Source organism: Flavobacterium sp. OHVDL-2026-0007 (assembly GCF_059882335.1).
This window is the reverse complement of sequence record NZ_CM187612.1, coordinates 1,634,159-1,658,964: the sequence shown is the minus strand read 5'-3', so window position 1 is coordinate 1,658,964 and position 24,806 is coordinate 1,634,159. Positions and strand designations below refer to the sequence as shown.

Genomic DNA, 24,806 nt, shown 5'->3' with positions numbered 1-24,806 from the left:
TGCACATGCAAAAAAACTTTAAGCCACATCCAAATTCGTTTAAAAACACCTTTTGTGTTTTTAAAGAAGTAGTGTCTGATGATATTAATGGCTTGAAAATTCAATTTGAAAGTAAGGCAGGAAGTACCTACTATTATACTGAAGTTGGAATGTATAGAGTTTCCAATCATTGGGGGAGATTAGCCAATAGCAAATGGAGGTTGGTAGCAATGGAACCTGAAAGCGAGTCCAAAACTAAAATAGGTTTTGCGCCTTGGACTTCGTTTTATCCTGACAATGCAGAGGAAAAGCTGTATTATATAGCAGCAGATTTTGACAAAAACACGGTGAATTATGAGCATAAAAAGAATCCGGACTATGATCAAAAAGCGGTTTTAAGGACAAGTTTTGAAACTACTAAACGAATCAAGCAAATTAGGAATTTGCAGCAATTGACTTCTTGGGCTAAATATTTTGATTACAAAGATATAGGGGAATTAAGAAAGCAGATTATTAATGAATTGATCTATACGGAAAAATCCTTAGACGAAATTAAAAGAGAAATATAATGGGACGCAACAACGAAAGAAACATAAAAAAGCACAACGACAAACTGCATAAAGCGCAAGATAAAGCCAAAAAAGCGGAAATGCTGCGTAAAGAAAAGCTAAAAGAGATTGTGAAAAAGTTCAACGAGAATAAAACGCAAGAGGACGACAAATAAGAGCGTTTTACAGTACACTCAGGGATGATGTCATAGGCTTTGAAGAAAAGTAGTTTATCCGTGAGAGATAAAAAAGCGAAGTTAAGAACCGTAATAAAAAAAGAAGATGAATAGTAAGTTCGACGATTTAAAGGTAAGTGTGCAGGAGATCATTGATTTGATTGCAGCAAAAGACAATAGAGAAGCAAATAATAAATTGCTAGACGTAAATGAGACTTTAGATGAAATGCTTGATTTTGCTGAAGAAGATGAAGATTTAAGAGAAATCAGTAAATATCAGGTTTTATTGAATCAATTGCATGTTAAAATTAACGGCGAAGAGCAGGTGGATGGAGAGTAAAAAATGCTTTTGCGATACGGGTCTGTTATTTGAGAATTGCTGTGGATTGTATCTTGAAAAAGAGCATAAGGCACCTTCAGCCTTGGCTTTAATGCGTTCTAGGTATTCGGCTTATGCGACTCATAATGCTTCCTATTTGTTAGCGACGACCCATAGTTCAGAAAGAGACTATTACACTAAAGAAGAGATTTTAAAATGGGCAACAACGAATCAATGGCAAAAACTAGAGATTCTAAATTTTACCGAAAATACCGTTGAGTTCAAAGCGTATTTTTTAGATGCTCAAGGACAAGCTCAAACACATTATGAATTTTCGACTTTTACCTTAGAAGAGGGGCGTTGGTATTATGTGGACGGAAAGTTTGAATAATCGATATAAATTAAGGCTGTTTTAGTGGTTTTTGTTTCAAGACTTTAACTAAAAATTAATAAAGGTTTGTTTTTTCATAATTCTAAAAAACCGTAATTTTAGAATTATGAAAAAGGAATTTAAAAAAGGTTTTTATTTTAAAACATACGAGGCGCCCTTTGAGTCTCCGTTTGAAAAACTTTTTGGCATTTTCAAAGAGTTAATCACCCATACTTCGGGTGATTTTGATGAAGCCATTAGTTGGCTTCGAGAACTAGATAAAGAATACAAGCTTACCGATGAAAAATATACCATCGATGACTTTATCGAAGATCTTAAGAAAAAAGGCTATATAAAAGATCAGGCTAAAGAGGATGGTACCTCAGGCTTTGGAATCACAGCTAAAACAGAACGTGCCATTAGGCAACAAGCCCTAGATCATATTTTTGGAAATTTGAAACGCTCAGGGACAGGTAACCACAAAACCAAACATGTCGGAAATGGAGATGAGCATACAGGAGAATTCCGTGAGTTTAATTTTGGAGATGGTTTAGAGCGGATTGTACTGACAGAGAGTCTTAGAAATGCGCAAATCAATAATGGTATTGACAGTTTTCTGTTAACAGAGAATGATTTGGTTGTGGAAGAAACACAGTACAAAGCCCAAATGAGTACGGTTTTAATGATCGACATTAGTCATAGTATGATTTTGTATGGTGAAGATCGAATTACTCCTGCCAAAAAAGTAGCCATGGCCTTAGCTGAATTAATTACGACTCGCTATCCAAAAGACACTCTCGATATATTGGTTTTCGGAAATGATGCTTGGATCATTCCTATAAAAGATTTACCTTATTTACAGGTAGGTCCTTATCATACCAATACAGTGGCTGGTTTGCAATTAGCTATGGATATTTTGCGCAGAAAGCGAAATACCAACAAACAGATTTTTATGATTACCGATGGAAAACCGAGCTGTGTTCGCGAGCGTGATGGTTCGTATTATATGAACAGTAACGGACTCGACGAATATATAGTCGATAAATGTTATACCCAAGCGCAACAAGCCAGAAAATTGCATATTCCGATTACGACTTTTATGATCGCATCGGATCCGTATTTACAGCGTTTTGTCCACCATTTTACTGAAGCCAATCAAGGAAAGGCCTTTTATACCGGTTTAAAAGGATTGGGTGAAATGATCTTTGAGGATTATGAAACCAATAGGAAGAAACGCATTCGTTAAGTGTTGTATACAGACAATAAGCATACATAAGAATAAAGATAGAAATGTTTTTTCTAAGGAGAAAGGCAACATTAAAATTTAGAGATTCAAAGATTTTACTTCAGAGACACATTTTCATGTGTCTGATTATTAACCAACAGCTATTGCAATAGAAAATGGAAATACACAATATAAAGACACTAGGTCAGTTAAAAGCCTCAGGATATAAAAGTACAAGTATCAAGGATGAATTGCGAAATAATCTTCGTGAAAAAATAAAAACAGGGCAGGCTGTTTTTCAAGGGGTTCATGGTTTTGAAAATACGGTCATTCCCGAGTTAGAACGGGCTATTTTATCGCGTCATAATATCAATTTATTAGGGCTTCGTGGTCAGGCGAAAACCAGATTGGCTCGAAAAATGGTGGAGCTGTTAGATGAGTATATACCCTTTGTAACAGGTTCTGAAATTAATGATGATCCCTTACAGCCCATTTCTCGTTTTGCCAAAGATGTTATTGCGGAAAAAGGCGAGGATACGCCTATTTCATGGTTGCACAGAAACGAACGCTTCTTTGAGAAGTTAGCCACGCCAGATGTGACTGTGGCTGATTTAATAGGTGATGTTGATCCTATAAAAGCATCCAATCTGAAATTGTCCTATTCGGACGATCGTGTGATCCATTTTGGTATGATTCCCAGAGCGAATCGTTCGATATTTGTGATCAATGAATTACCCGATTTACAGGCACGTATTCAGGTAGCTTTGTTTAATATTTTACAAGAAGGTGACATTCAAATTAGAGGCTTTAAAGTGCGGATGCCTTTGGATATGCAGTTTGTTTTTACGGCCAACCCAGAAGATTATACCAATCGTGGAAGTATAGTGACACCATTAAAAGATAGGATTGGTTCTCAAATCTTAACGCATTATCCAGAGAGTGTTGCTGTGGCGAGAACCATTACGGAGCAGGAAGCAAAGTTGGATCAAACCCAAAGCGAGATCGTGTATATTCCAAGTTTGGCTAAAGATATTTTGGAACAAATTAGTTTTGAGGCTCGTGAGAGTGAATATATTGATAATAAAAGTGGAGTGAGTGCTAGAATGAGTATCACCGCTTTTGAGAATTTAGTCAGCACAGCAGAACGTCGTGCGTTAAAAGCAGGAGTAGATAAAACGATTTTGCGTTTGTCTGATTTTATTGGTATTATTCCTTCGATTACTGGAAAAGTAGAATTGGTATATGAAGGTGAGCAGGAGGGAGCTGCTGTTGTAGCTCAGAACCTGATTGGTTCGGCTATTAGGACCTTATTTTCAGAGCATCTGCCTAAAATTGAGAAGTTGGAAAAACCAGGAGAAAGAACACCTTATACGGAGTTGATTGATTGGTTTTTTGCTGAAAGTGGTTTCGAATTATTAGATGAGTGTCCTGACAAGGAGTATCAAGCTATTTTAGATGAAGTCACACCACTGGATATTTTGGTAAAAAAATACCAGCCTCAACTGGCTGAAAAAGAGCAGTATTTTTTCAAGGAATTTATCTTGTGGGGATTGGTCGAATATAAAAAATTAAGCAAAGATCGTTTTGCAAAGGGGCATCAGTTTAAAGATATGTACGGAAGTTATATCAGCAGACTGTAATTAGGTTTAAAATAAGGGCTTTTATTAATCCGATCTTTTTTTGAAAAGGGTCGGATTTTTTATTTGCTTAAAATAAGTCTATTTCCATTTTTAATTAGTCTACCTTGCTCCGTTGGCTGCATTTGCGGTTTTTCCCAAAAGATAAATGGAAGATAGTTTTGAAGATCTGATTGCGAGTTATATCGAAAATAAAGTGGGTATAGCGGAGCATTTTTTAAGTCCCGAGTTGGCCAATCATTTAAAACAGAATTTACTTCAATTAAATGAGCAAAGTTTGTTATTGGCAGCAGGGGTAGGTAATTCAGAGAAGCTAACCTATGATGGCGCTATCCGAAGTGATTCTATTTATTGGTTGGATAAGAAACATAATAATGTTTTTGAAAATGCTTTTTTTGCCCAAATAGATGCTTTTGTACTCTATCTAAATCAAAGTTGTTTTGCTGGAATTACCGGTTATGAATTTCATTATTCTTTATATGAAACAGGTGATTTTTACCTCAAACACTTAGACCAATTCAAAAATAATCCAAGTCGAAAATATTCGATGATTAGTTATCTCAATAGCAATTGGCAAGAAGCTGATGGAGGAGAGTTACTGATTCATCAAGAAAATAACAATCAAAAAATTGCTCCTACCCAAGGGAAAACGGTTTTTTTTAAAAGTAATGAATTAGTTCATGAGGTTTTAGTGACTCAAAATACGCGAATGAGTATTACCGGTTGGTTAAAGAGTGATTAGTTTTGGAATTAAGGCAAATGGCTTTGAAACGGTAGTTTGTAAATATTTAGGGCGGGAATAAAAACAAGAGAGATAAACCTTATTTTTACAGTCAAAATTAGATAATATGTTATTCCTTGTTCTGAGTATTCTTTGTAGTGTAATAGTGGGTGTTGTTTTTAAAGTAACCCGAAAGTACAATGCTAATCCAAGCCAAATTGTAGCCTTTAATTATGTAACTGCACTAACGCTTTGTTATTTTACCTTTACGCCGAATCTGTTAGAAGTGGATGGAAAAGCGCCTTGGACTCTATATATGGCCATAGGTGTATTGTTACCGCTTGTTTTTTTATTCTTGGTGGCTTCTATCAAATATATGGGAATCGTAAAAACAGACGCAGCGCAACGATTATCACTGTTTATCCCCATATTGGCCGCTTGGTTTATTTTTAAAGAAGAGTTCAATTCATATAAGGTTATCGGACTGATTATTGGTTTTTTAGCGCTGTTATTGATTTTAAGAAAACAGACTCAAAACACGGAAAACAAGTGGGTTTATCCGGCGGTTGTTTTAATTGGTTTTGGTGTTATTGATATTCTCTTTAAGCAAATAGCACTGTATACAACTTTACCCTATACAACCTCTTTATTTGTTGTTTTTAGTATTTCTTTAGTTATTGCAATAGGTATAGTTTTGTTTGGGATGATTTCGAAAAAAGAAATATTTCAATCAAAGAATATCCTTTTTGGTGTACTAGTGGGAATCTTCAATTTCGGTAACATCTTATTTTACCTTAAGGCACATAAAGCTTTTTCAGAAAATCCCTCTACGGTATTTGCAGGCATGAATATGGGGGTTATTATTTTGGGAAGTCTTGTTGGGATGCTTGTTTTTAAAGAAAAATTATCCAAGACGAATTTGGCAGGTATCTTTTTGGCCTTAGTGGCGATTGTTTTTATTGTCTTCTCTCAGTTTTAGAATTTTAATTGTCATAAGAGGGTAACTGATTACCTATAATCGGTTGTTTCTTTTTTTAATTATATTTAGTTGACATGTCACTCTTTTTTGTAAATTTGATATAGTAAAAAAAATAATAGACGAGGTAATGAGTTTAGATAGTGTAGTAAACATTGAATTTGCAGATAGTTTTTTCTTCCAGATCATCCGAATTAAGAAAGCGATTTTTCGTCGTACCAATGGATTAATGACTGAAGCTGGTATTCATATGCAATTGGAGCAACTGCCCATACTTATGATTTTACAGCGCGGGAATCTTTCGCAGAGAGAACTTTCAGATCGAACCATGCGTGATAAATCATCCATTTTGAGAAGTATTAGCGCCCTGGAAAAGAAAGCTTTAGTACTGGTTCAAAAAGACAAAGTGGACAAAAGAAAAAACATCGTGAGTCTCACCGATCAAGGAATAGTTTTAGCCAAAAACATTCGTTCTTTAATGAAAAGAGCTGAGGATGAGGTATTGGCTGTTTTTTCTGCAAAAGAAAGAGTGGAAGCCTTAGAAACTATTAGGGCTTATGCTGATAAATTAGACATGCCTTAAATTTTTTAGCTGATTAAGTTGGCATATAGTCCATCGGGATTTAAGGAAAGAAGTATAATCTATAGATATGTACTAGACAAGATAGTTGCAGTAAACAGTAGAAACTAACCCTAGCAAAAAGAGCTAAGATGAATAAAAATGAATTATTAGAAGGACCTATACTTTCTTCCTTATTAAAATTGGCGGTGCCTATTATGATTGCTAATTTGCTGCAAGCCGCTTATCAATTAGTGGATGCTTTTTGGGTAGGGCGTCTAGGTGGAGATGCGGTTGCTGCTGTATCGGTGAGTACACCAGTAATTTTCCTGACCATTGCATTAGGAACTGGATTGGCTATCGCAGGATCAATTCTTATTGCGCAATACTTTGGAGCAGGACAACAAGAAATGGTCAATCATGTGGCGGCTCAAACCTTACTAATGGTCATAACAGCCTCTATATTTTTATCGTTTATCGGATACTACTTAAGTCCTTATTTTTTACAGCTACTAAAAGTGACACCTCAAGTATATGCTGATGCTTTGGGTTTTATGAGAGTAGCCTTTATTGGTTTGGTTTTTAGTTTCAGTTTTATGATTTTTCAATCCGTAATGCGAGGAGTAGGTCGTGTTACTTTACCTGTTTATATTGTATTAGGGACAGTTATCCTCAATTTTGCTCTAGACCCGATCTTTATTTTTGGGTGGAAATTTGTTCCCGCAATGGGGGTAAAAGGTGCTGCCTTGGCTACGTTAACTACACAGAGTCTGGCCATTATTATTGGTTTTGGTATACTCTTTAGGGGTAAGCATGGCATCCATTTGCAACTAAAAGATTTTAGACCAGATTATAAATACATTAAAAAAGCTTTTAAAATTGGTTTTCCATCTTCGATAGAACAATCGATGAGGGCTATTGGTTTAACGGCTGTCACTTTTTTGATCGTGCATTTTGGGACCACTACGGTTGCCTCTTATGGAGCAGGCTCTAACTTAATTCAGTTGATTATGATTCCAGCTTTAGGACTCTCTATGGCCATTGCTACTTTGGTCGGGCAAAATATAGGGGCAGGAAATGTAAGTCGTGCTAGTGAAATTGCCAAACTGGGTGCTTATTTAGGTTTTGGATTGTTAACGATAATTGGTATAATTGCCTATGTTTTTGCCCCGCACTTGATTGCTTTTTTCGTTCCTAATGAGCCAGCAGTTATTGCAGGTGGAACTGTTTTTTTGAGAATTACTTCTCTTTCTTGGGGATTTTTGGGACTGCAGCTGTGTTTGTTAGGTGTTTTCAGAGCGGTGGGAAATACAACTCTTCCCATGATTTTGACTTTAATCTCCCAATGGGTATTGCAATTTCCTTTGGCTTATGTTTTGTCCCACAATACGTCGCTTGGAGAAACTGGACTTTGGTGGGCTTTTCCTATTTCAACGATTTTGACCGCATTGATTACCGTGATTATTTATGCTAAGGGTGATTGGAAGAAGGAAAAATTAACGGGTAAAACCAATAAGCTAATCGATAAAGTGGAAAGCGAAATAGTCAAGGAAGGTTTTGAAATTACCAAGTAAAGGCTTGATCGCTTTTTTATTTGTATTTTAAAGATAGCATTTTGAAATTGTTACATCGGTGAACGAAAAATACCAACCAAATAAATGATCATTTTACTTTTTACTAAGGGTTATATTCTATTGTAATCGGCTCTCCAGTGTACAATGGCCTTTTTTATAGCAGTTCCCGTTAGATTGTGCTTCAAAGCATCCTCCATAAGTTGAATTAACTCATCATCAGGAGCGAATCGCAAAGCAAATAGTTGATCATCGGTCAATTTATATTCGAATTCTTCCAGTCTTTTTCCGGTAAGAGTAAAGTAGCGATACCGCAGTTCTATTTTTATGATTCTGTTTTGTAAAGTGAGTCCGTAATGCTGACGTAACATATAGGCCAGACAAAAGAGAAAAATAAAGCCAATAGAAATGAACGACCATATTAGTTTATCATCCGTTGTAAAGGCAAAATAAATACTACAAGCTAGCAATAGTACCAAAACTGGGTAATATAAAAAGTGATGGGGGGGATAAAACCGAATATGATTTTTATAAGTCTGAATTTTCATAATTACGAGGTGCTATTGTGATGGCTATAAAAATAAAAAAAGCTATCTTAAAATAAAATAGCTTTTTTTCAAATAAGTAACGACCAATTTAAATCTATTTAAACCTAATTAGAGCTTTTCATGCCTAAAAATCACTAAAGTTTGTTTAATACTCAAGTGTAAAATTACAGTCTTAATCCGCTTTAATTTTATGTTTTAAAAAGATAATGTTATACAATTCAAATGTTAGATATCGATTTGTAAGGAATGGATTATTTTCCATTGAGCTAACTTAAAGGTTGCAGATTTACTGGCATTTGCGGGACTGGTAGAGGGTAAAGTATGGAGTTGATAGGATTGGGGTAATGAGATGTGTTTTTTAAAGAGAGAAGCTGCTTTTTGTCCATTAAAAAGGATTGCTTTAATGTGAGGATGTTCTTTTAAAAAGGATTCAAAATCATTAGCGACTTCATTTTTTATAGCGCTGTCTAAACTGCCTATTCGGTCACAAAATTGTAAAACATCCCATAACGCAATATTGTTTTTGAGTAATAGCGCTTTCTTAATCTCATAATCATTAGAGAAGTCTTCCTTTAAAAGAAGGAACATGAATTTCCAAAAATTATTTTGCTGATGGCCATAGTACTGGTTCATTTCTAAAGATTTAAGACCAGGCATGGTCCCTAGAATCAAAATTTCAGCATTGACAGCAGAGATAGGGGGAAAAGAATAGCTCTTCATTTGTTGTGAGTTGTTTGAAAACTATTTTGTAAATCATTTAATAACAGTTAATTATAAAATAAATTCGATTAATTATATAACAATTTCATGACACATTAGTCGAACTTTGAATATAGGTCTTTAAAATAACAGAGTCGATGTAAATAGCTTTGTTTTTAATGAAAAAAGCTTAAAAGTAAAGTATAAGATTTAAAATCGGTGTCAAAATGAAAATAATTACCATAAATACAGCGCTAATAAAAGAGATTTTCGAAACTTTAAATTCGAGTTTAGGAGGACATGTTACCTTTGATGGGGATCAGTATGCATTGGAGGTGAACAATGGATTGGCAAAGGGGAGTATTACTGGAGCCCACTTTAGTGATGACCTAGTATACCTACAATTAGACATCACTTTCTTCACAGAGTTTAGAATGGATCTGTTAAGTATAAAGTCTACTCCAATTTGTTTTGTCTATTGTTCTAAGGGAAACCTGTCCCACCGTTTTGGTGCATTTGGTCCAGAGAGAAAATTAAAAACGTTCCAAACGGCTATTATGGCTTCAAGGGAGGATCAAGCCAATAGCTTGGTTTTTGAAAAAGATAAAAAAGGAAAGTTTACGGTAATGATGGTTGGCACTCAGCCGTGTGAAGAAAATAAGCTTGATTCTTTGTATTATAAAGTGAAAGAAACTTTTCTTGAAAAGAACAGCCTCGAGGAGTTCTTTTATCTGGGTGCTCATAATTTAAAAATTGCTGAAAAAATTGAACAGTTAAACGGTATTACCCAGATCGGAATGGTTAGGAGTTTACTTAAAGAGGGAATTTTGAGAATTATTTTAGCGATGGAAATTCAGCAATATTCGGATTATTTGACTGCTTCAAATGATGTGAGTTACTTAAATTTGAAAGAGATGCAAGAAATAAAAGAATTGTCTGATTTTATTAAATCGAGTCCTGAAGAACCTTTTACTATTAAGGCTTTGAGTAAAAAGTCGGGCTTGTCTCCAAGTAAATTACAAGAGGGATTTAAACTGATTCACGACCGAACTGTCAATGATTATATCACGCATATGCGGGTTTTAAAAGCGGAAATTTTAATGAGAACCTCAGATCTAAATATCTCGCAGATCGTCTATTGTATTGGATTTACAAGTAGAAGTTACTTCTCCAAAATATTCAAAGAAAAATTCAATTGTAGTCCAAAGGAATACAAAATTAATCTGAATCCCTTGTCTATAACCGCTTGACTTTACAAAGCATAAGGTTCTAAGGAGAAAATAGTAAGATTAGAATCTTAGTAACTTTTAAGCTAAAGAAAGTTATCTTCCAAATTTGTAATAGGCTAGATCAGGATGTTTTTTATTTTGGAGTGAACATAAAATGGAGTTCATGCCTATGACACTAAAGGTGATTCCATTACCTCCAAAACCCAACACATAATGTTCGTTTTTTAAGGGATTTGGTTTGCCAAAGTAAGGTAAGCCGTCAAGTGTTTCTCCAAAAGTTCCAGCCCAAGAATAATCTATTTTAAAATCAATACCAGGAAATTTTTTTTGAAATTGTCTCAACAGATATTGTGCCTTTATAGCCAGTAATTTATCCCGTTTTTTAGGATCTTTAAATTCTTCATCACCGCCACCGATAATAATCCTGTTATCAGAAGTGGCTCTAAAATACAAATAGGGTGTAGCCGTATCCCAAAAAATAGCCTCTGTAAAAGCCGTTGGTAATTGGGAAAAACTTTCTGAGACAATAACATAGGTACTTTTTAAATCTACTACCTTCTCTGTTAATGTTTCAGTACTTTCATAACCGCTACAATGTATAATATGGTCTGCTGTAATAATAGATTTGTTTTCGGTATTGGCGATTAGTTTTCCTCTTTTGTTTTGTATGGAGGTGATATTGGTACGGTCAAAAATCTGCATGCCGTGTTGTTGGCAATAATAGAGTAAATCGCTCGCTAGTCGATATGGATCCATTACGGCGGCTGTTTGGGACTCTATACCCGCTAGTGCATTTAATCCCATTTTTTCTAGATCAGCTTCGTCTAACCACTTGACATTAAAACCATGTTTTTGTCGGGTTTTAAATTCGGCCTTTAGGAAAGGAATGTCTTTTTTTAGAGAGGTGAAGTAAATGCTTTTTTTGAGCTCAAAATGGCAGTCACTTTTTATGGTTTCAACTATGTTTTGTAAATCCATAATGGCTTTTTCTCCATTTTTATAACTGTCAACAGCACATTGAGGGCCTCTGATTTCAATAAGTTCGTGTAAGGACACATCAATTTCATATTGAAGTAAGGCTGTACTGGCAGCAGTACTCCCATTGCAGATATCGCGACGGTCTACTAGTACTATTTTTTGACCTTCGTGGATTAATTTATAAGCGATTAAAGCTCCAGTGATACCGCCGCCTATAATTAAAATGGCCGTATTTACATCAGTATCTATAGATGGATAGCTGTTTAACATGGCGTTTTTTAAAGGCCAGAAAGTTTTGGTCGAGCGTAGTTTCATTTTTTAGCTATATGTGGAATACGGGTTTTGGATCTGTTTTTATCTTTGCGCTGATGCAGTTGATGTGCTTCTGCAATAGAATGTGAATTTTTAATGCTTTCATCTTTTTTTGAAAGCTCACCAAGGCGATGGTAATATTTTTGCACAATAATCATTTCTTCTTCGGTCATGCTTTCGATGTCCACTAAGCTATTACTGGAATATTCATTTGAAGCTATTAATTCATTTAATTTCAACTGAATGGCCAATGAATCTTTATTTTGAGCTTTCTGAATTAAAAACACCATTAGAAAAGTAATAATGGTGGTTCCTGTGTTGATCACCAATTGCCAAGTTTGGGAATAATCGAAAATGGGTCCAGAGACCGCCCAAGCCATTACGATGAACAACGCACCAATAAAGGCTGTTGTAGTTCCTGCTGCTTTTGAAACCCGAGTGGCAAACTTCTCAAAAGTATTACTGTTCTTTTGTTTGGTTGTTTTCATTTACTCTTTATTTTGTTTTAACTTTTTCTTTCTTAATGACTTTGTTGTTTTTTTCATCATAAACGGCATCTTCAATTTTTTTACCTGTTTTGCTGAATATTTTGATTTGAGGGGCTTTGTGGGTTCCGGTAATGACAATCGGAAAACCGATAATACCAAAAGGAGGGAGACCTAGTCGCATTCGCAAGTCTAAAAGACCATCAAAACTAGTTGTTCCTTTTATGGTCGGCCTAAAACCTGCTAGCTTAAACGTAAAGTCATCAATATGTATCAGATTATTATCGATGGTCGATTTGATTTCAATTCCTTGTAAATCTGGATTGTCTAGTCCTTTTTGTCCCGTTTTGGAACTAATTCGATCAAAGATCTTTAATCCTTTGATCTTCACATCACTTAGGTTTAGTGAGCCGCCACCTTCCAATGACGCATAAATGGGGGCCATATTGCCATCTAAGTCTCCTTTGATTTTATAATCGACAGAGATAATCCCCTGTGCTTTTTCGGCAACGCTAACCATTTCATGAAACAAGGGGATTTCATTGTAAGCTTTTTGTACGCTGAAATCTTTGGCTCTAAAGTGTGCATCGAAATGAGCTGAAGTAGGCGATTCTTCTTTATAAGTGGCATCAATTCCTACTAAACAATCAATGATAGTAAATTGGGTGTTTTCTAAATAAAAGATCCCAGTCTTGATGGCTGTTTTACCACTGAGTTGGTTTAGAATTAGTCCATTATATTCCACTTTATTGGCATTTGTGGTAAGGGCAATATTTAAGTTTTTAGGTATGATAACCACTCCGCTCATCTTTGGATGATCTTCCTTGGCATATTCAACTTCAAAACTGCGATCACTGTTGTCCCCTTTTTTAAGGGCCATAAATTCATCTACATTAATTAATTTTGATTTCAGGTTGAAATTTCCGCTCAAGGTTCCATGGGATTCCAAAAAGTAATTAATGGTGTTTAGTAGATAACCATTGATATCAAAGTCAGATTTTCCGTAAGTAGCATTGAACTTTTCAAACCACATTTTTTCATTTTGAAAACGGAAATTACCTTCTTTGATAAAAAATGATTTTGGAAATAATTCTGACGTTGCTTTGATGTTTTTTACTAAAATTGTACCTCTATTGTCCAACTTATCATATTGTCCTTTTGTGGCGTAACTTTGCTTTCCTCTAAGGGCAAGATCCGCTTTTGCGTAACCCGTTATATCGAGTCCTTTTTGGGAGAAAACCTTATAGATTCGACCTACATTAAGTTCTCCTTTTATTTTAGCGTTATAAGCCAAATCATTAAAGTCCGATAAAGTCGCGTTAACATACATGGGGTTTCCTTCAAAGACAAAAGAGGCGGGTGCAACAGCCACAATTAAATCCTTAAATGTTCCCGCTTTGTTTAGCATATTGGCAACGAAAGTAATGTCTGTAATGGGATGGGGATAATAGTTTGTTTTTAGCCAACCATTGTGCAAGGTAATTCCACCAATGGTTTTGGGGAATAATTTTTTAGAAGTGCTGAAAAGGCCATTTGCCTGAATATTGGTTTTTAGAATCCCTTTTAATTCAATGGTGGTTAAACCCAAAGCTGCATCAACTGTCGCTAAATCTAATGCGCCTTTTATACTGGTATTCACCTTCATTTCATTAAAACCCTTGCTGCGTAAATTGGCATTAAAATAATCTTTCTGTCCCACCTTGAATTTAAAGGTCTGGAGATTAATCATGAGTTTTTCACGATCAAGAGAAGGCAATATAGCATTGAGATTCATTTGAAAATCGGTTAGTGGTGCAGGGGCATTTTGGTAGTTTATTGCGCCATTATGTATTTTTAAATTAAAAGCTAAATCCGGTTTTTGTTTTTTGCGGACATTATAATTTCCCTTAAATGTAAAAAGCAGATCACTTTTGCCAGAGATTTCCGTTTCGTTCAACCAGTCTAGATATTCAGGTGGCATGACCGAAAATAGATCTTTTATGGTTGTATTTTCAGAGGCCGCTTTAATGTCAATTTTATATCCCTCCCTTAGGATGCTAAATAAACCAGTAAATTTTAGAGGTAATTGATTGATTTTTAGTTTGTTTTTTTGAAGAATAAAGGAAAGGGCATGTGTGTTAATACGAGTTATTAAATCAGCACGAACTTCTTTTTTTCTGAGATAGGCCGTTCTATCATAATAAAAATCGACATGATCAATTTTGGCAATAGTTTTTAAATCAAAAATATCCTCACTTAAGTTTCCTGTTCCAACATAATTAAAACCTTTAGCGTCTATGAGCGTTTTAATAGAACGATCGTTATATTTTACACGACAGTCCTTTAGATCAATTCGTTCTAAACGAATAGCAGTTCCCTCCTCGGGAGCGTTCTTTTGATCGGCAGGGGCAATATAAATATTGTAATTGGCTTCTCCTTTTTGGTTCACCATAACATTGATCAATGCTTTAGAAACGTATAATTTATTTATTTTTACTTCATCATTAAAAATCAGTCTTTTTAAATTAATTCCAAAGGCGACTTGCTCTGCTTTTAATAAAGTGTCATTTTGAAAGGGGGCTGAACCAGTTAGAGATAAGTCCTCAAGAGAAACAGTCAATGCAGGAAAATGAGTGAAGAAGGAAAGTTTTAATTTTGAAAATTCCATTTTAGTCGCTAGATGGTTATTGGCAATTTTCTTCACCTTTGAGGCCACTTGTCCAGGGAAAAATATAGGAACAAAATAGAGTAACAACAAAGTAACAACCAGTACTATTGCTGTGCCTTTCAAAATTTTTAGGGCGCTATTTTTATAGGAAATATGCATGACATGCTTTTAGATACATTAGGATTTTGCTTTTTCTGACTCCGCTTTTTTAGCGTCTTTTTCTTCTTGTCGTTGCTGTTTTCTGGTGGTTTTCTTTTCTTCTTGAGTACCCTTTTTGCTTTGCTCTTCTTTATTGTTTTTTGCTTCTTCTAATTTTTTCTCTTTCTCTTTCTCTTTTTTCTTGAAATAACCTCTTAACAAAAAGTTGCTTTTTGCCGCTTTCATATTTTCACTAAAACCTTTGGTACCCGATTCTAGATTAGAGAGGGTATTGGATACACTATTGGCCATCTTATCATCACGAACTAATCTAGCCAAGGCACCGTTTCCGTTGTTCATGCTATGGCTAAAAATGGCTAATTCTTCAGAGATGACCCCAACATTGTCGACACTCTTCTTGACGCTTTTCATAATGTCATTCATTTCGATTCCATCAATAGAGGCAATTTGACCATTGTTTTGAATTATTTTTTTTGATTTCACCCCTGGTGAGATGGTAAGTACTTTGTCACCCATTAATCCGTCAGAACCAATACTAGCATGCGCATCGGTTTTAATAAATTCGCGCACTTCATCTCTTATAACCATTGCCACAACTACAGAAGAATCGTTGATCAACCTAATTTCTTCAATAGTGCCAACATTGATTCCGGAAAATCGAACGTTGTTACCAACCGATAAGCCACTTACGGTCTTAAAGTTGGAGGTTATTCGAAAGGTAGAGCCAAAGAGGTTTTTTTGTTTTCCGACATAATAAATTGCTGCTATGAATAGCAGTAAACCTATTGTTACAAACATTCCTAGTTTCCAAGTATATTGAGCTGGCTTGTCCATGATTTCTACTGTTTATTTTATCTATTTAAAAAAGGAACGTACCCAGGGGTCTTCATTTTTTTCTAATTCTACATAGGAGCCTTCAGCGTGTATGACCCCTTCTTTTAACACCATAATACGATCTGCGGTAAGTTTAGCACAGGCCATGTCATGGGTAATGATGATAGCAGTCGCTTTTTGCTTGTGTTTGATCTCGAGGATTAGTTCACTGATTTCTCTAGAGGTTATTGTATCTAATCCCGTTGTGGGTTCGTCATATAAAATGATTTCGGGTTTCAAGATTAAAGTTCTCGCTAGGCCAATTCTTTTTTGCATTCCTCCGGACAGTTCAGAGGGCATTTTATCAATGGCATCACTCAATCCCACATCTTCTAAGGCCGATATTACTTCCTGTTCAATTTCGTTAGCTGTTAATTTTCGATTGTGTTTTCTTAAGCTAAAGGCTAAATTTTCTCTCACCGACATAGAGTCGTATAAAGCGCCACTTTGAAATAGAAAGCCAATTCGTAACCTGATTTTGTTTAACTCACTTTTCTTTAGATTCAGTACATTTTCATTGAACACGGTAATTTCTCCTTGGTCCGGCTGAATCAAGCCTACAATGCATTTGATCATAATGGATTTTCCAGAACCAGAGCGCCCTAAAATCACTAAATCTTCACCTTTGTTTACGGTAAGATTTATTCCTTTTAAAACGTGATTATCAAGATCAAAAGTTTTATGTAAGTTTTTGATTTCGATGATCGGCGCTTTTGTTTTGCTTTCGGAGACGGTGGCTATATTTACTTTTTCTGTACGCATCTTAAAAGAATAAATCGGTTATTTGAACAGCGAGCATGTCAATGATAAAAATCGTTAGGGAAGCCGTTACGACTGCTGAGTTCGCCGCTTTACCCACACTTTCGGTCCCATTTGAGGCGTTGAATCCTTTATAACAGCCAATCATCCCGATGAAGAATCCAAAGAAAAAAGTTTTGATCGTCGCGGGAATAATGTCTAAGAATTCTAGCTTCTCTAAAATTTGATGGATGTAACGATAAAAATTAACATCAGCATGTATGTTGACCCCTACATAACCACCCAAAATACCAATGGCATCTGCAAAAAATACCAATAGAGGAACCATTAAAGTTGTAGCTAGTATTCGTGTTACAACTAAATAATTGTACGGATTAATGGCTGAAACTTCCATGGCATCAATTTGTTCGGTAACTTTCATTGAACCTAATTCAGCCCCAATTCCTGATGAAATTTTTCCTGCACAAATTAAAGCGGTAATCACTGGGGCAATTTCACGTATTAACGAAAGTGCTACCATACCAGGTAACCAAGATTCTGCTCCAAATTTCACTAAGGTTGGTCTAGATTGGAGCGTAAGAACCAAGCCCATAATAAAAGCGGTAACAGCTACCAAGGGAAGTGATTTGTAACCAACAAGATAACATTGTTTCAAGAACTCTTTTGTCTCATAAGGAGGTATGAATACCTCTTTAAAAAACTTTTTGGCAAAGAGTGTTGCACTTCCTATATCTGCAAATGTATGTTTTAAGCTCAGTATCAAAATAGTTCGTTTTTAAGGGCATTAGCAAATAGTTTTAATAAAACAATTCTGCCTTATTATCAATCTGAAAGTTACTTTTTTAGTACCTGAAAAACATTACACAACTCTTTGATATCGTTATATAATTTGCATGGAGTGAATTGATTTGTACTTAGTTGCGTTGGATTATATGCTAAAAAAAGCCTAAAAAGGCTTTTTTTAAATTAAAGTGCAACTGGAAGTTAGTTTGTTTTTTCTAGGGATTTAGGAATGAATAATTAAGGCGGCTTTTGTTTTAATTAAATCAATTACTTTAGCTTCTGAAGCTTTTAAGTTTTCCATCAATAGTCGCGCTGTTAAATAACATATAGTGGATTCAGCACCTTGATTTAGGTTGACATTTTCTTTTTCTAAGCCATCATATCCACCACCACTAATAGGATTATACATAATTTGATGCAAATGATTTTTACCTAAAAACCAGTTAAAGGCCGTTTTCATTTGATGTTTGTATAGTGGAGCGTCAAAGGCATTATAAAATGAATTTAAGGTTTGGATGGTATACGAAACATCAATAGGCTGTTCTCCGTATTGATGAGGCTCAGCGTCTTTTTGGTACCAACCCTTGTTCGAGATTACTTTGAATTTTTTATCGACAAACATTTTAGACATTAGAAAATCAAGTGATTCTAAAGCTACTTTTTTATAAATTGGTTTGTTGGTAATTAAGTAAGCGTATAACATTGATTCAGGTAAAATACCATTGGCATAGGTCAGGTAATTTTCGAACCATTTCCAGTTTTTCGAAGCGTGTATCTCATAATTGGAAAGCAATTTTGCGTTTAGTTTGTTGATAATGGCTGCCACATAAAAATTAGGTACTGCTGTATGGTATAAATACAAGCCTTTTGTAGCAAAACCAATAGAACGTGGTGATTGTAAATTTTCAAGCCATTTTAAGGAATTCAATAAGCATTTGGAGGCCTTTGCAGCCAGAGACTCGGGTAAAATAGAAGCATTAGAAATGACTATTCCTAAAGCCCAAATGGCTCTGGCATTAGCATCTTCTAAATTAACTGCTGCATTTTGCTCGACATGCTCTCTATTTTCTTGGTCTATATAATTAATGAAATTGCCGGATGGTTTTTGACAACGTTCGATGAAACTCAAATAGATCAAAATATACGGTAAGTCATCTTTGTCTTGGGTCAGTTTATAGTGCATACAAAAAGCAATAAGCGCACGAGCGTTGTCATCCAAGGTATAACCAGAAGTAATATCAGGAACTGAGATTTTACTGAATTGAATTATACCTAACTCGGTGGTCAATTTTTTGATATGCGCCAATCGAATTGGTGGGTAGCTGTATTGGATGGTAGTGGTATTGTCGATAAGATGTTTATAGGTGTTGATGTGGGCGATAGCGACATTTTCCCAAGAAGAAGCTCTGGTTTTTCTAAAAGCGTTAATACCCATTTCGGTTCTTAAAGAATCGTCTGCTAGTAATTGGATCGTTGCCGCTGCAAATTGATCCACATTTCCAATGTCGACTAATATACCCGCATCAGAAGTAAGTACTTCTAAGGTATGAGGGATTTTGGAAGCAACAATTGGACAAGCGCAACTCATAGCGTATGAAAAAGTACCACTTACGGCCTGGTTGGGGTCTTTGGAGGTAAAGAGATAAATATCAGTTGCTTTTAGATAGTCTAAAAGTTCAGGGGTATCGAGGTATTCGTTTATAAAACGTACGTGATCTTGCAGTTGTAACTCCTCAACAAGGGCTTCGAGTTTGTTGCGATAATGGTCTACACCCTCAATGATATTATTGGGGTGTGTTTTCCCTATAATGAGATACAAGACATTGGGTGTGTTTTGGATAATTTGTGGTAAGGCTCTTAGTCCCGTTTCAATGTTTTTTCCTTCTCCTAGTAGCCCAAATGTAGCAAGTACTTTTCTGTTCTCTAAGCCAAATTTTTGTTTGGCTTGATCCGGAGTTTCATAAATAACAATATGAGTACCGTGAGGCATGCAGGTAATTGTTTTATCGTCTATGCCATATTGCTGTATTAAAATTTCCTTGGATTGATTGGTCATAACAAATGCCGAGTTGCTATAGGAAAGCAATAGTCTTAGAAAAGTTTTCAATTCCTTATTGGGGTTAGGAATGACACTATGAAAAGTATAGGTAACGGGTTTTTTTATGACGTTTAAAAAATCCAATAGATAGTCTCCATAATTCCCCCCAAACAAACCAAACTCATGTTGAATATGGACTAGTTTTATGGATTTATCTTTATTGATCTCATGAGCCACTTGGGCATATTCTGCTTTGTTTTTGGTATTTAAAGTATAGGCTTGTGTTGACTTTGCTTTTGGTTTGTCCACCAATTCGCAAATTTCACAACTGATTGATTTGTCAAAAACAGCAGTAATTCCATTGATTGTATCCTGTGTATAGGTGGCAATTCCACACTGTGTAGGAGGAAATGTCGAAAGGAAAAGTATTTTTGATTTGTTAGATAGTGCTTCCATGTTGTTGCTGTTTTAATTCGGTTAATAATTCGGTAAGATTCAATGAAGCTACCGCGATTTTGTCGTCGGCAGCACCGTAATAAATATATAAGCGGTCGTCGAAAATTGCCGTTCCCGTTGGGAAGATCACATAGTTTACATATCCGTGTCGTTCATGATATTCTTCTGGTGATAGAATGGGTTTTGTCAATCTGGCTAGTACTTTTTGAGGATTGTGAAGGTCTAATAAGGCAGCCGAAGCGTGATAAACCAAGCCTTTTTCTCTTCGCTCAGCGGAATGATAAATGAAGAGCCAACCATCTGGAGTTTCAATAGGGGGAGCACCTGGACCAATATGGCTTGTTTCATGCTCATATTTGGGTTCCATGACGATATGATCGGGTAAGTTTTTCATATATTCTTTCCAAAACTCTTCTGTTAGATCTGTTTTTTTTTCATAACTAAAGATTTGTATCGAGGGGAATAAACGATGTAGGGCAACAAATTTTCCATTGATTTTTTTGGGGAACAAGACCACATTTTTATCCCATACATATAAGTTCTCTTTTATGGTTTCTGTTAGGGGATAATTTCGCTCTACGTTAAAAGAGAGTATTTTAGCTACGCTTGGATTTTGGAGATGCTTTCTAATGAGATTTGTAAACTCATTTAGAATAAATTTTGGCGTGATGATCCCTTTCTTTTTGAAAATTTTTAAATCTTTTGAAACAGCCAAGGCACCACAAGCATTGATTCCATCATAGGTGACATAAGTCATATAGTACAGATCATCAATTTTGGTGATACGAGGATCTTCTACACCATGAATTTCATAAATGAATTCAGGTGAAAAGATAGGTTCAATACTTCGTTCTACTAATGTCATGGGACCTTCGAAACGGCAATAACCAATAGTTGAAAAATTGCCTTTTTTGGCGGCTCTATAGAACATATGTACCGTATTTCCATCTTGATAGATACCTGGATTTAAAACACCTAATTCTTCGAAAGTTCGTTCTGTTTTTTCTAAAATAACACCATGTTTTATCGCTGCTTCCATGTCCATACTATTTAATATTTTAAAATTAAGGCATCAATCAGGCTAGGGTTAATCCAATCCATTAAAAAATTAACTCAATAAGATTTTATGGGATTTTTTTAACGAAAAAGAGTATTTGGGTAGCTAAGGTTTTTAGAAAAAAGCGGGAGGTTATACTACAATATGGCTTTGAGTTAGTTAAGTTCAATGGATGAAGTGAACTTTGAAAGAGTAGAACAGCTTGTGAAGAATGAGGGATATAAAAAAAAACGAAACTAGACAGATCCAGTTTCGTTTTTTGTTTTTATTCTAGTTGTTTAGAACTATTGACGTGAAGTATAATATTTTCGAGTGATAAAAGCAATGGGAAGCCCAATACAACATATCAATATTAGAATGGATAAGAGTAGGGGGAAATCAAAGTGTTTCTCAGGTAAGATAGGAAAGGTAACAGGTAAAACAATTAGGTTCATGACCACCCATACAAAAACACCATATAAAACACCTGAAAGGATAGTACTCTTTTTTAAAAATGGAAACTCAGGATAGACCATAAAGTAAAAATACGAGAAGCTTAAAGCAATAAAATAATGCAATAGGAAACCGTATAAAGCCATTTGTGCGCCGCCGGTATAAGCTTCTGTTTTAAAAATGCCACTGGCAATTGATTGTAGCAATTTCTCGGCTGTTGTTTTTTGTAAAATGACAGTATAAACAACTATGGCAGCGATAATATCCAATGTGCCTGCCACTAAAGTGGATAAAAAAATAGCTCCGGATCTTGATTTCATATAAAGGGTTTTATAATTTGGTTAGCTGATGTGAAATAGTATTTAATTGTTTTGTATGTCTTTGGATATGAACCAGAGCAAAATAGATCCATTCATAAATAGTGAATTTTTCAAAACCGGGCACCTCAAAATCAAGGCAGGTTAGGGTTAAATCACAAGTTTCAGTTGCCTGCATTAAATCAGATTCTAGGGTAACCAGCGCTAAAGTTAGCGAATTTTTATTGTAGTTTTTAAATTCTGGTTTCAGGAAATCAGGCGCATCCATTTTAGTATTGAAATCGAGAAAAATATCCTCTAGTATTTTTATATGTTTATCATATTCCCGGATTGTTTTTTGTGTTTTTCCCGCAAATAATTCAGGAAAACCAGAACATCCCAACAGGATATGTTGGGTTACTTGTGCTGCTGTCCAACTCCCTTTAAAAGGGACCGTATTGAATTCTTCTTGAGAAAAACCAGCCAGTGTTTCATTTAAATTTTTAAATGTTTCCAGTATGTTTTTTTGCAGAGGTGTTTTCATTTTTTTTATTTTTGAAATGGAAGAAATTAAAATGTAGTAATTTTATAGGATTGTTGTTCTTTAAACAAGTACTTCACAATGAAAACCATGACCATTAAGAAGCGCAATTATGCTTGTGTTTGAAATGGATCCACCGTGGATTCGTAAAATTTTATCACAGTCTTCCAAATCAAAAGTGATGGTGCTATTGGGAAACTGCTCGAGTAGTTGTTCCACAATCATTTTAGAATGTGCTACTTCTTGAACATTGGTTTTGAAAATTCCGATCATGATTTGTCTTGTTAGAACGCAATGTTTTTGTAACGCTCAATTCTGTGGTAATAGATGTAGGAAATGGCTAAAATCACTAAAAAGAGTAATGGGAAAAAGCCTTGAAAACCAATTCCATCAACGGAAAAATGACTTATGGATGCAAATATAAAATCAAAGCCAAAACCGGCATAAGCCCATTCTTTCATATTCTTAGGGATGGACGGAATGACCAATACCAATACGCCTAAGATTTTGAAAACGACCAAGGCAGTCCCAAAATATTCTGGATAACCTAGATGTCGGATGCCTTCTTTAGCCATTTCAGTTTGAGAAGTTAAGGCGGGCATCACACCTTCAAATAAGAAAATAATAATAGTTGTGATCCAGAAAATAATTTTTGCTCTTTTCATGGGGTTGTTTTTAAGTGGTTGTTAATTAGTTTATTACAAATTTAACAATCTTTTTCTTTTGAGGGAATACACATTTGCGACTATTTTAGGGGCATTTGGGACAGATCATGGGTATTGGATAAAAAAATAGAAAATCGATGAGCTAAGAACAGCGCCTATTAGAAACAGAAAGAGCGCTGTAAAACAGAAGTTTTACAGCGCTCTTGAAAAAAATAATTAAGTAAAATGGGTATTATTTCCAACCACCACCCAAGGCACGATACAACTCGGTATTGGCTGATAATTGTTCTCTTTTTATGTTGGCGAATTCCAGCTCACTTTGCAATAAATTGGCTTGGGCAGTTAACACTTCTAGGTATTCTGCCATACCATTTTTGAACAGTAAATTGGCATTTTTAATGGCCAGCTGCAACGTTTTCACACGCTCTTTTAGAAAGGTTTCTTGTTGGTCTAATTTATCTACTTTGACCATAGCATCAGAGACTTCACTAACGGCTACTAAAACTGCTTGTCTAAAACCTAAAACCGCTTTTTCTCTTTCAGCGACAGCAATCTGATATTGCGTTTTCATTCTTTTATTATTCAATAAAGGTTGTGTCAAGCCCCCAAGAGCTGTACCGAATAATGAAGCAGGAATGTTAAACCAACTGCTTGTTTCAAATGAATTTAGACCACCTTGCGCAGTAATACGCAGTGCGGGATATAAATCCGCTTTAGTGATGCCAACATTAGCATTGGCTACCTTTAGAGCCAGCTCAGCACTTTTTACATCTGGTCTTCGACTTACTAATGAAGAAGGGACTCCGATGGCCGTGTTGTTTTTTAGAGCAATTGCACTCAAAGAGGTTGTTCTCTGTTTTGAATTTGGAAAAGAGCCAGTCAAGACACTTAAAGCATTTTCTTGAATTGCTATATTTTGTTCTAAAAGGGGAATTAACTGAGCAGCGCTTAATTGCTGCGCTTGTGATTGTTGAATAGCCAATGAGCTTACCTGACCCGCATCGTACTTTAATTTGATGATGTTGGTGGTACTATCGTTTAATTTGACATTCTCTTTGGCAATTTGCAATTGGGCATCTAACATCAAAAGGTTGTAATAACCTTTAGAAACATTGGCCACAATAGTAGTTTGCAAAGCTTTTTTTACTTCTTCTGATTGCAGGTAATTAGCAAAAGCGCCTTTTTTCTGATTCTTTATTTTCCCCCAAATATCCGCTTCCCATGAAAGAGCAACTCCAGTGGAGTAATCTTCGACATGTTGTTTTCCTAAAGCCTGACTCAAGTTCATTCCTGTGAAACTATTCTCGGAAGGACGATTGATACTAGTGTTTACAAATAAATTAGCCTGAGGCACATTATTCCATTTGGATTGTGTGAATCGGTATTGCGCGATCTCGATGTTTTTAGTAGCAATTTGTAAATCATTATTACGTGCTACTGCCTGATCAATCAACTCAATGATGTCTTTTTCTGTAAAGAAATTTTTCCACTCCAAATCTGCGATACTAGTAGTATCCTTTGAAAGGGATGCATTCCTGAAGTTATCAGGTAATGCATCTTTTGGAGTTTCAATATCCTTAGAAACCGAGCAGGATAGTAAGGTGGTGATCAAAATAGCGATCATCACGATTTTGGTTATGTGCTTTTTCATTTTTTTTGTCGTCATTAAATTTCTGAACAGATATCTTTTCTAGTATCAAGATCTTTTGAGATCTTATAAGATAGATAAGCGATGCCAACGATGATGGTCACCAGGGCTGCTGTTATA

The 24,806-nt window shown here is 35.5% G+C and carries 26 protein-coding genes; 11 read left to right on the top strand and 15 right to left on the bottom strand.

Annotated elements, in window-relative coordinates; genetic code table 11:
- Positions 1 to 5: 5 nt before the first annotated feature.
- The 10 genes from AC51AA_RS06305 to AC51AA_RS06260 all read left to right on the top strand — a co-directional run bounded on the left by AC51AA_RS06305 (position 6) and on the right by AC51AA_RS06260 (position 8,084).
- A complete protein-coding gene (locus AC51AA_RS06305) occupies positions 6 to 548 on the top strand; it encodes a hypothetical protein (protein ID WP_500704883.1) in 543 nt (180 codons plus the stop codon).
- Entirely contained in the window at positions 548 to 703 is a 156-nt protein-coding gene (locus tag AC51AA_RS06300; protein ID WP_500704882.1) for a hypothetical protein, read from the top strand. Before AC51AA_RS06305 ends, AC51AA_RS06300 begins: the two co-directional genes overlap by 1 nt.
- A gap of 106 nt (positions 704 to 809) precedes the next feature.
- On the top strand, positions 810 to 1,043 hold the full coding sequence (locus tag AC51AA_RS06295) for a hypothetical protein (RefSeq protein ID WP_500704881.1): 234 nt from the start codon (positions 810 to 812) through the stop codon (positions 1,041 to 1,043).
- Positions 1,033 to 1,413 (top strand): YchJ family protein, encoded by a 381-nt coding sequence (locus tag AC51AA_RS06290; RefSeq protein ID WP_500704880.1) that lies wholly within the window; start codon positions 1,033 to 1,035, stop codon positions 1,411 to 1,413. Before AC51AA_RS06295 ends, AC51AA_RS06290 begins: the two co-directional genes overlap by 11 nt.
- Positions 1,414 to 1,519: 106 nt before the next feature.
- Positions 1,520 to 2,638 carry a vWA domain-containing protein gene (locus AC51AA_RS06285; RefSeq protein ID WP_500704879.1) on the top strand — a complete coding sequence of 373 codons (1,119 nt, stop codon included), beginning with the start codon at positions 1,520 to 1,522 and terminating at the stop codon, positions 2,636 to 2,638.
- A 155-nt stretch (positions 2,639 to 2,793) separates the two neighbouring features.
- Entirely contained in the window at positions 2,794 to 4,257 is a 1,464-nt protein-coding gene (locus AC51AA_RS06280; protein WP_500704878.1) for an AAA family ATPase, read from the top strand.
- 145 nt (positions 4,258 to 4,402) lie between these two features.
- On the top strand, positions 4,403 to 4,996 hold the full coding sequence (locus AC51AA_RS06275; protein ID WP_500704877.1) for a 2OG-Fe(II) oxygenase: 594 nt from the start codon (positions 4,403 to 4,405) through the stop codon (positions 4,994 to 4,996).
- A gap of 106 nt (positions 4,997 to 5,102) precedes the next feature.
- Positions 5,103 to 5,954 carry an EamA family transporter gene (locus AC51AA_RS06270; protein ID WP_500704876.1) on the top strand — a complete coding sequence of 284 codons (852 nt, stop codon included), beginning with the start codon at positions 5,103 to 5,105 and terminating at the stop codon, positions 5,952 to 5,954.
- A gap of 127 nt (positions 5,955 to 6,081) precedes the next feature.
- Complete coding sequence (locus AC51AA_RS06265; protein ID WP_500704875.1) at positions 6,082 to 6,534, top strand: MarR family winged helix-turn-helix transcriptional regulator; 453 nt, start codon at positions 6,082 to 6,084, stop codon at positions 6,532 to 6,534.
- 128 nt (positions 6,535 to 6,662) lie between these two features.
- Complete coding sequence (locus AC51AA_RS06260; protein ID WP_500704874.1) at positions 6,663 to 8,084, top strand: MATE family efflux transporter; 1,422 nt, start codon at positions 6,663 to 6,665, stop codon at positions 8,082 to 8,084.
- Positions 8,085 to 8,194: 110 nt separating this feature from the next.
- On the opposite strand, the gene AC51AA_RS06255 is transcribed toward AC51AA_RS06260, so the two are convergent.
- Together AC51AA_RS06255 and AC51AA_RS06250 are read right to left on the bottom strand one after the other, a co-directional pair.
- Positions 8,195 to 8,629, bottom strand: a complete 435-nt coding sequence (locus AC51AA_RS06255) for a DUF6526 family protein (RefSeq protein ID WP_500704873.1) — start codon at positions 8,627 to 8,629, stop codon at positions 8,195 to 8,197.
- A 225-nt stretch (positions 8,630 to 8,854) separates the two neighbouring features.
- Complete coding sequence (locus tag AC51AA_RS06250; RefSeq protein WP_500704872.1) at positions 8,855 to 9,349, bottom strand: DNA-deoxyinosine glycosylase; 495 nt, start codon at positions 9,347 to 9,349, stop codon at positions 8,855 to 8,857.
- A gap of 206 nt (positions 9,350 to 9,555) precedes the next feature.
- On the opposite strand from AC51AA_RS06250, the gene AC51AA_RS06245 reads away from it, so the two are divergent.
- Positions 9,556 to 10,578, top strand: a complete 1,023-nt coding sequence (locus AC51AA_RS06245) for a helix-turn-helix domain-containing protein (RefSeq protein ID WP_500704871.1) — start codon at positions 9,556 to 9,558, stop codon at positions 10,576 to 10,578.
- A gap of 72 nt (positions 10,579 to 10,650) precedes the next feature.
- On the opposite strand, the gene AC51AA_RS06240 is transcribed toward AC51AA_RS06245, so the two are convergent.
- The 13 genes from AC51AA_RS06240 to AC51AA_RS06180 all read right to left on the bottom strand — a co-directional run bounded on the left by AC51AA_RS06240 (position 10,651) and on the right by AC51AA_RS06180 (position 24,689).
- The gene (locus AC51AA_RS06240) at positions 10,651 to 11,850 is read right to left on the bottom strand and encodes an NAD(P)/FAD-dependent oxidoreductase (protein ID WP_500704870.1); all 1,200 of its coding nucleotides are present in this window, start codon (positions 11,848 to 11,850) and stop codon (positions 10,651 to 10,653) included.
- Positions 11,847 to 12,335, bottom strand: a complete 489-nt coding sequence (locus AC51AA_RS06235) for a low affinity iron permease family protein (RefSeq protein ID WP_500704869.1) — start codon at positions 12,333 to 12,335, stop codon at positions 11,847 to 11,849. The genes AC51AA_RS06240 and AC51AA_RS06235 overlap by 4 nt, the downstream gene beginning before the upstream one ends.
- 7 nt (positions 12,336 to 12,342) lie before the next feature.
- Entirely contained in the window at positions 12,343 to 15,138 is a 2,796-nt protein-coding gene (locus AC51AA_RS06230) for an AsmA family protein (RefSeq protein WP_500704868.1), read from the bottom strand.
- A gap of 18 nt (positions 15,139 to 15,156) precedes the next feature.
- The gene (locus AC51AA_RS06225; protein WP_500704867.1) at positions 15,157 to 15,972 is read right to left on the bottom strand and encodes an MlaD family protein; all 816 of its coding nucleotides are present in this window, start codon (positions 15,970 to 15,972) and stop codon (positions 15,157 to 15,159) included.
- 21 nt (positions 15,973 to 15,993) lie between these two features.
- Positions 15,994 to 16,773: an ABC transporter ATP-binding protein gene (locus tag AC51AA_RS06220; RefSeq protein ID WP_500704866.1), complete on the bottom strand. Its 780-nt coding sequence runs from the start codon at positions 16,771 to 16,773 to the stop codon at positions 15,994 to 15,996.
- 1 nt (position 16,774) lies between these two features.
- A complete protein-coding gene (locus AC51AA_RS06215; RefSeq protein WP_500704865.1) occupies positions 16,775 to 17,533 on the bottom strand; it encodes an MlaE family ABC transporter permease in 759 nt (252 codons plus the stop codon).
- Positions 17,534 to 17,776: 243 nt separating this feature from the next.
- The gene (locus AC51AA_RS06210) at positions 17,777 to 20,047 is read right to left on the bottom strand and encodes a glycosyltransferase (RefSeq protein ID WP_500704864.1); all 2,271 of its coding nucleotides are present in this window, start codon (positions 20,045 to 20,047) and stop codon (positions 17,777 to 17,779) included.
- Positions 20,031 to 21,086, bottom strand: coding sequence for a glycoside hydrolase family 130 protein (locus AC51AA_RS06205; RefSeq protein ID WP_500705617.1), 1,056 nt, complete (start codon positions 21,084 to 21,086; stop codon positions 20,031 to 20,033). The genes AC51AA_RS06210 and AC51AA_RS06205 overlap by 17 nt, the downstream gene beginning before the upstream one ends.
- 302 nt (positions 21,087 to 21,388) lie before the next feature.
- Positions 21,389 to 21,856, bottom strand: coding sequence for a DUF1440 domain-containing protein (locus AC51AA_RS06200; RefSeq protein WP_500704863.1), 468 nt, complete (start codon positions 21,854 to 21,856; stop codon positions 21,389 to 21,391).
- A gap of 10 nt (positions 21,857 to 21,866) precedes the next feature.
- On the bottom strand, positions 21,867 to 22,376 hold the full coding sequence (locus AC51AA_RS06195; protein WP_500704862.1) for a DinB family protein: 510 nt from the start codon (positions 22,374 to 22,376) through the stop codon (positions 21,867 to 21,869).
- Between the two features lie 60 nt (positions 22,377 to 22,436).
- Positions 22,437 to 22,646, bottom strand: a complete 210-nt coding sequence (locus AC51AA_RS06190; protein WP_500704861.1) for a hypothetical protein — start codon at positions 22,644 to 22,646, stop codon at positions 22,437 to 22,439.
- A gap of 11 nt (positions 22,647 to 22,657) precedes the next feature.
- On the bottom strand, positions 22,658 to 23,038 hold the full coding sequence (locus tag AC51AA_RS06185) for a DoxX family protein (protein WP_500704860.1): 381 nt from the start codon (positions 23,036 to 23,038) through the stop codon (positions 22,658 to 22,660).
- A gap of 232 nt (positions 23,039 to 23,270) precedes the next feature.
- The gene (locus tag AC51AA_RS06180; protein ID WP_500704859.1) at positions 23,271 to 24,689 is read right to left on the bottom strand and encodes a TolC family protein; all 1,419 of its coding nucleotides are present in this window, start codon (positions 24,687 to 24,689) and stop codon (positions 23,271 to 23,273) included.
- Between the last annotated feature and the right edge of the window lie 117 nt (positions 24,690 to 24,806).

Bases quoted from the DNA above. Each gene is read 5' to 3' on its own strand.
- AC51AA_RS06305 (WP_500704883.1), top strand. From the start codon at position 6: ATGCAAAAAAACTTTAAGCCACATCCAAATTCGTTTAAAAACACCTTT.
- AC51AA_RS06300 (WP_500704882.1), top strand. From the start codon at position 548: ATGGGACGCAACAACGAAAGAAACATAAAAAAGCACAACGACAAACTG.
- AC51AA_RS06295 (WP_500704881.1), top strand. From the start codon at position 810: ATGAATAGTAAGTTCGACGATTTAAAGGTAAGTGTGCAGGAGATCATT.
- AC51AA_RS06290 (WP_500704880.1), top strand. From the start codon at position 1,033: ATGGAGAGTAAAAAATGCTTTTGCGATACGGGTCTGTTATTTGAGAAT.
- AC51AA_RS06285 (WP_500704879.1), top strand. From the start codon at position 1,520: ATGAAAAAGGAATTTAAAAAAGGTTTTTATTTTAAAACATACGAGGCG.
- AC51AA_RS06280 (WP_500704878.1), top strand. From the start codon at position 2,794: ATGGAAATACACAATATAAAGACACTAGGTCAGTTAAAAGCCTCAGGA.
- AC51AA_RS06275 (WP_500704877.1), top strand. From the start codon at position 4,403: ATGGAAGATAGTTTTGAAGATCTGATTGCGAGTTATATCGAAAATAAA.
- AC51AA_RS06270 (WP_500704876.1), top strand. From the start codon at position 5,103: ATGTTATTCCTTGTTCTGAGTATTCTTTGTAGTGTAATAGTGGGTGTT.
- AC51AA_RS06265 (WP_500704875.1), top strand. From the start codon at position 6,082: ATGAGTTTAGATAGTGTAGTAAACATTGAATTTGCAGATAGTTTTTTC.
- AC51AA_RS06260 (WP_500704874.1), top strand. From the start codon at position 6,663: ATGAATAAAAATGAATTATTAGAAGGACCTATACTTTCTTCCTTATTA.
- AC51AA_RS06255 (WP_500704873.1), bottom strand. From the start codon at position 8,629: ATGAAAATTCAGACTTATAAAAATCATATTCGGTTTTATCCCCCCCAT.
- AC51AA_RS06250 (WP_500704872.1), bottom strand. From the start codon at position 9,349: ATGAAGAGCTATTCTTTTCCCCCTATCTCTGCTGTCAATGCTGAAATT.
- AC51AA_RS06245 (WP_500704871.1), top strand. From the start codon at position 9,556: ATGAAAATAATTACCATAAATACAGCGCTAATAAAAGAGATTTTCGAA.
- AC51AA_RS06240 (WP_500704870.1), bottom strand. From the start codon at position 11,850: ATGAAACTACGCTCGACCAAAACTTTCTGGCCTTTAAAAAACGCCATG.
- AC51AA_RS06235 (WP_500704869.1), bottom strand. From the start codon at position 12,335: ATGAAAACAACCAAACAAAAGAACAGTAATACTTTTGAGAAGTTTGCC.
- AC51AA_RS06230 (WP_500704868.1), bottom strand. From the start codon at position 15,138: ATGCATATTTCCTATAAAAATAGCGCCCTAAAAATTTTGAAAGGCACA.
- AC51AA_RS06225 (WP_500704867.1), bottom strand. From the start codon at position 15,972: ATGGACAAGCCAGCTCAATATACTTGGAAACTAGGAATGTTTGTAACA.
- AC51AA_RS06220 (WP_500704866.1), bottom strand. From the start codon at position 16,773: ATGCGTACAGAAAAAGTAAATATAGCCACCGTCTCCGAAAGCAAAACA.
- AC51AA_RS06210 (WP_500704864.1), bottom strand. From the start codon at position 20,047: ATGGAAGCACTATCTAACAAATCAAAAATACTTTTCCTTTCGACATTT.
- AC51AA_RS06205 (WP_500705617.1), bottom strand. From the start codon at position 21,086: ATGGAAGCAGCGATAAAACATGGTGTTATTTTAGAAAAAACAGAACGA.
- AC51AA_RS06200 (WP_500704863.1), bottom strand. From the start codon at position 21,856: ATGAAATCAAGATCCGGAGCTATTTTTTTATCCACTTTAGTGGCAGGC.
- AC51AA_RS06195 (WP_500704862.1), bottom strand. From the start codon at position 22,376: ATGAAAACACCTCTGCAAAAAAACATACTGGAAACATTTAAAAATTTA.
- AC51AA_RS06190 (WP_500704861.1), bottom strand. From the start codon at position 22,646: ATGATCGGAATTTTCAAAACCAATGTTCAAGAAGTAGCACATTCTAAA.
- AC51AA_RS06185 (WP_500704860.1), bottom strand. From the start codon at position 23,038: ATGAAAAGAGCAAAAATTATTTTCTGGATCACAACTATTATTATTTTC.
- AC51AA_RS06180 (WP_500704859.1), bottom strand. From the start codon at position 24,689: ATGAAAAAGCACATAACCAAAATCGTGATGATCGCTATTTTGATCACC.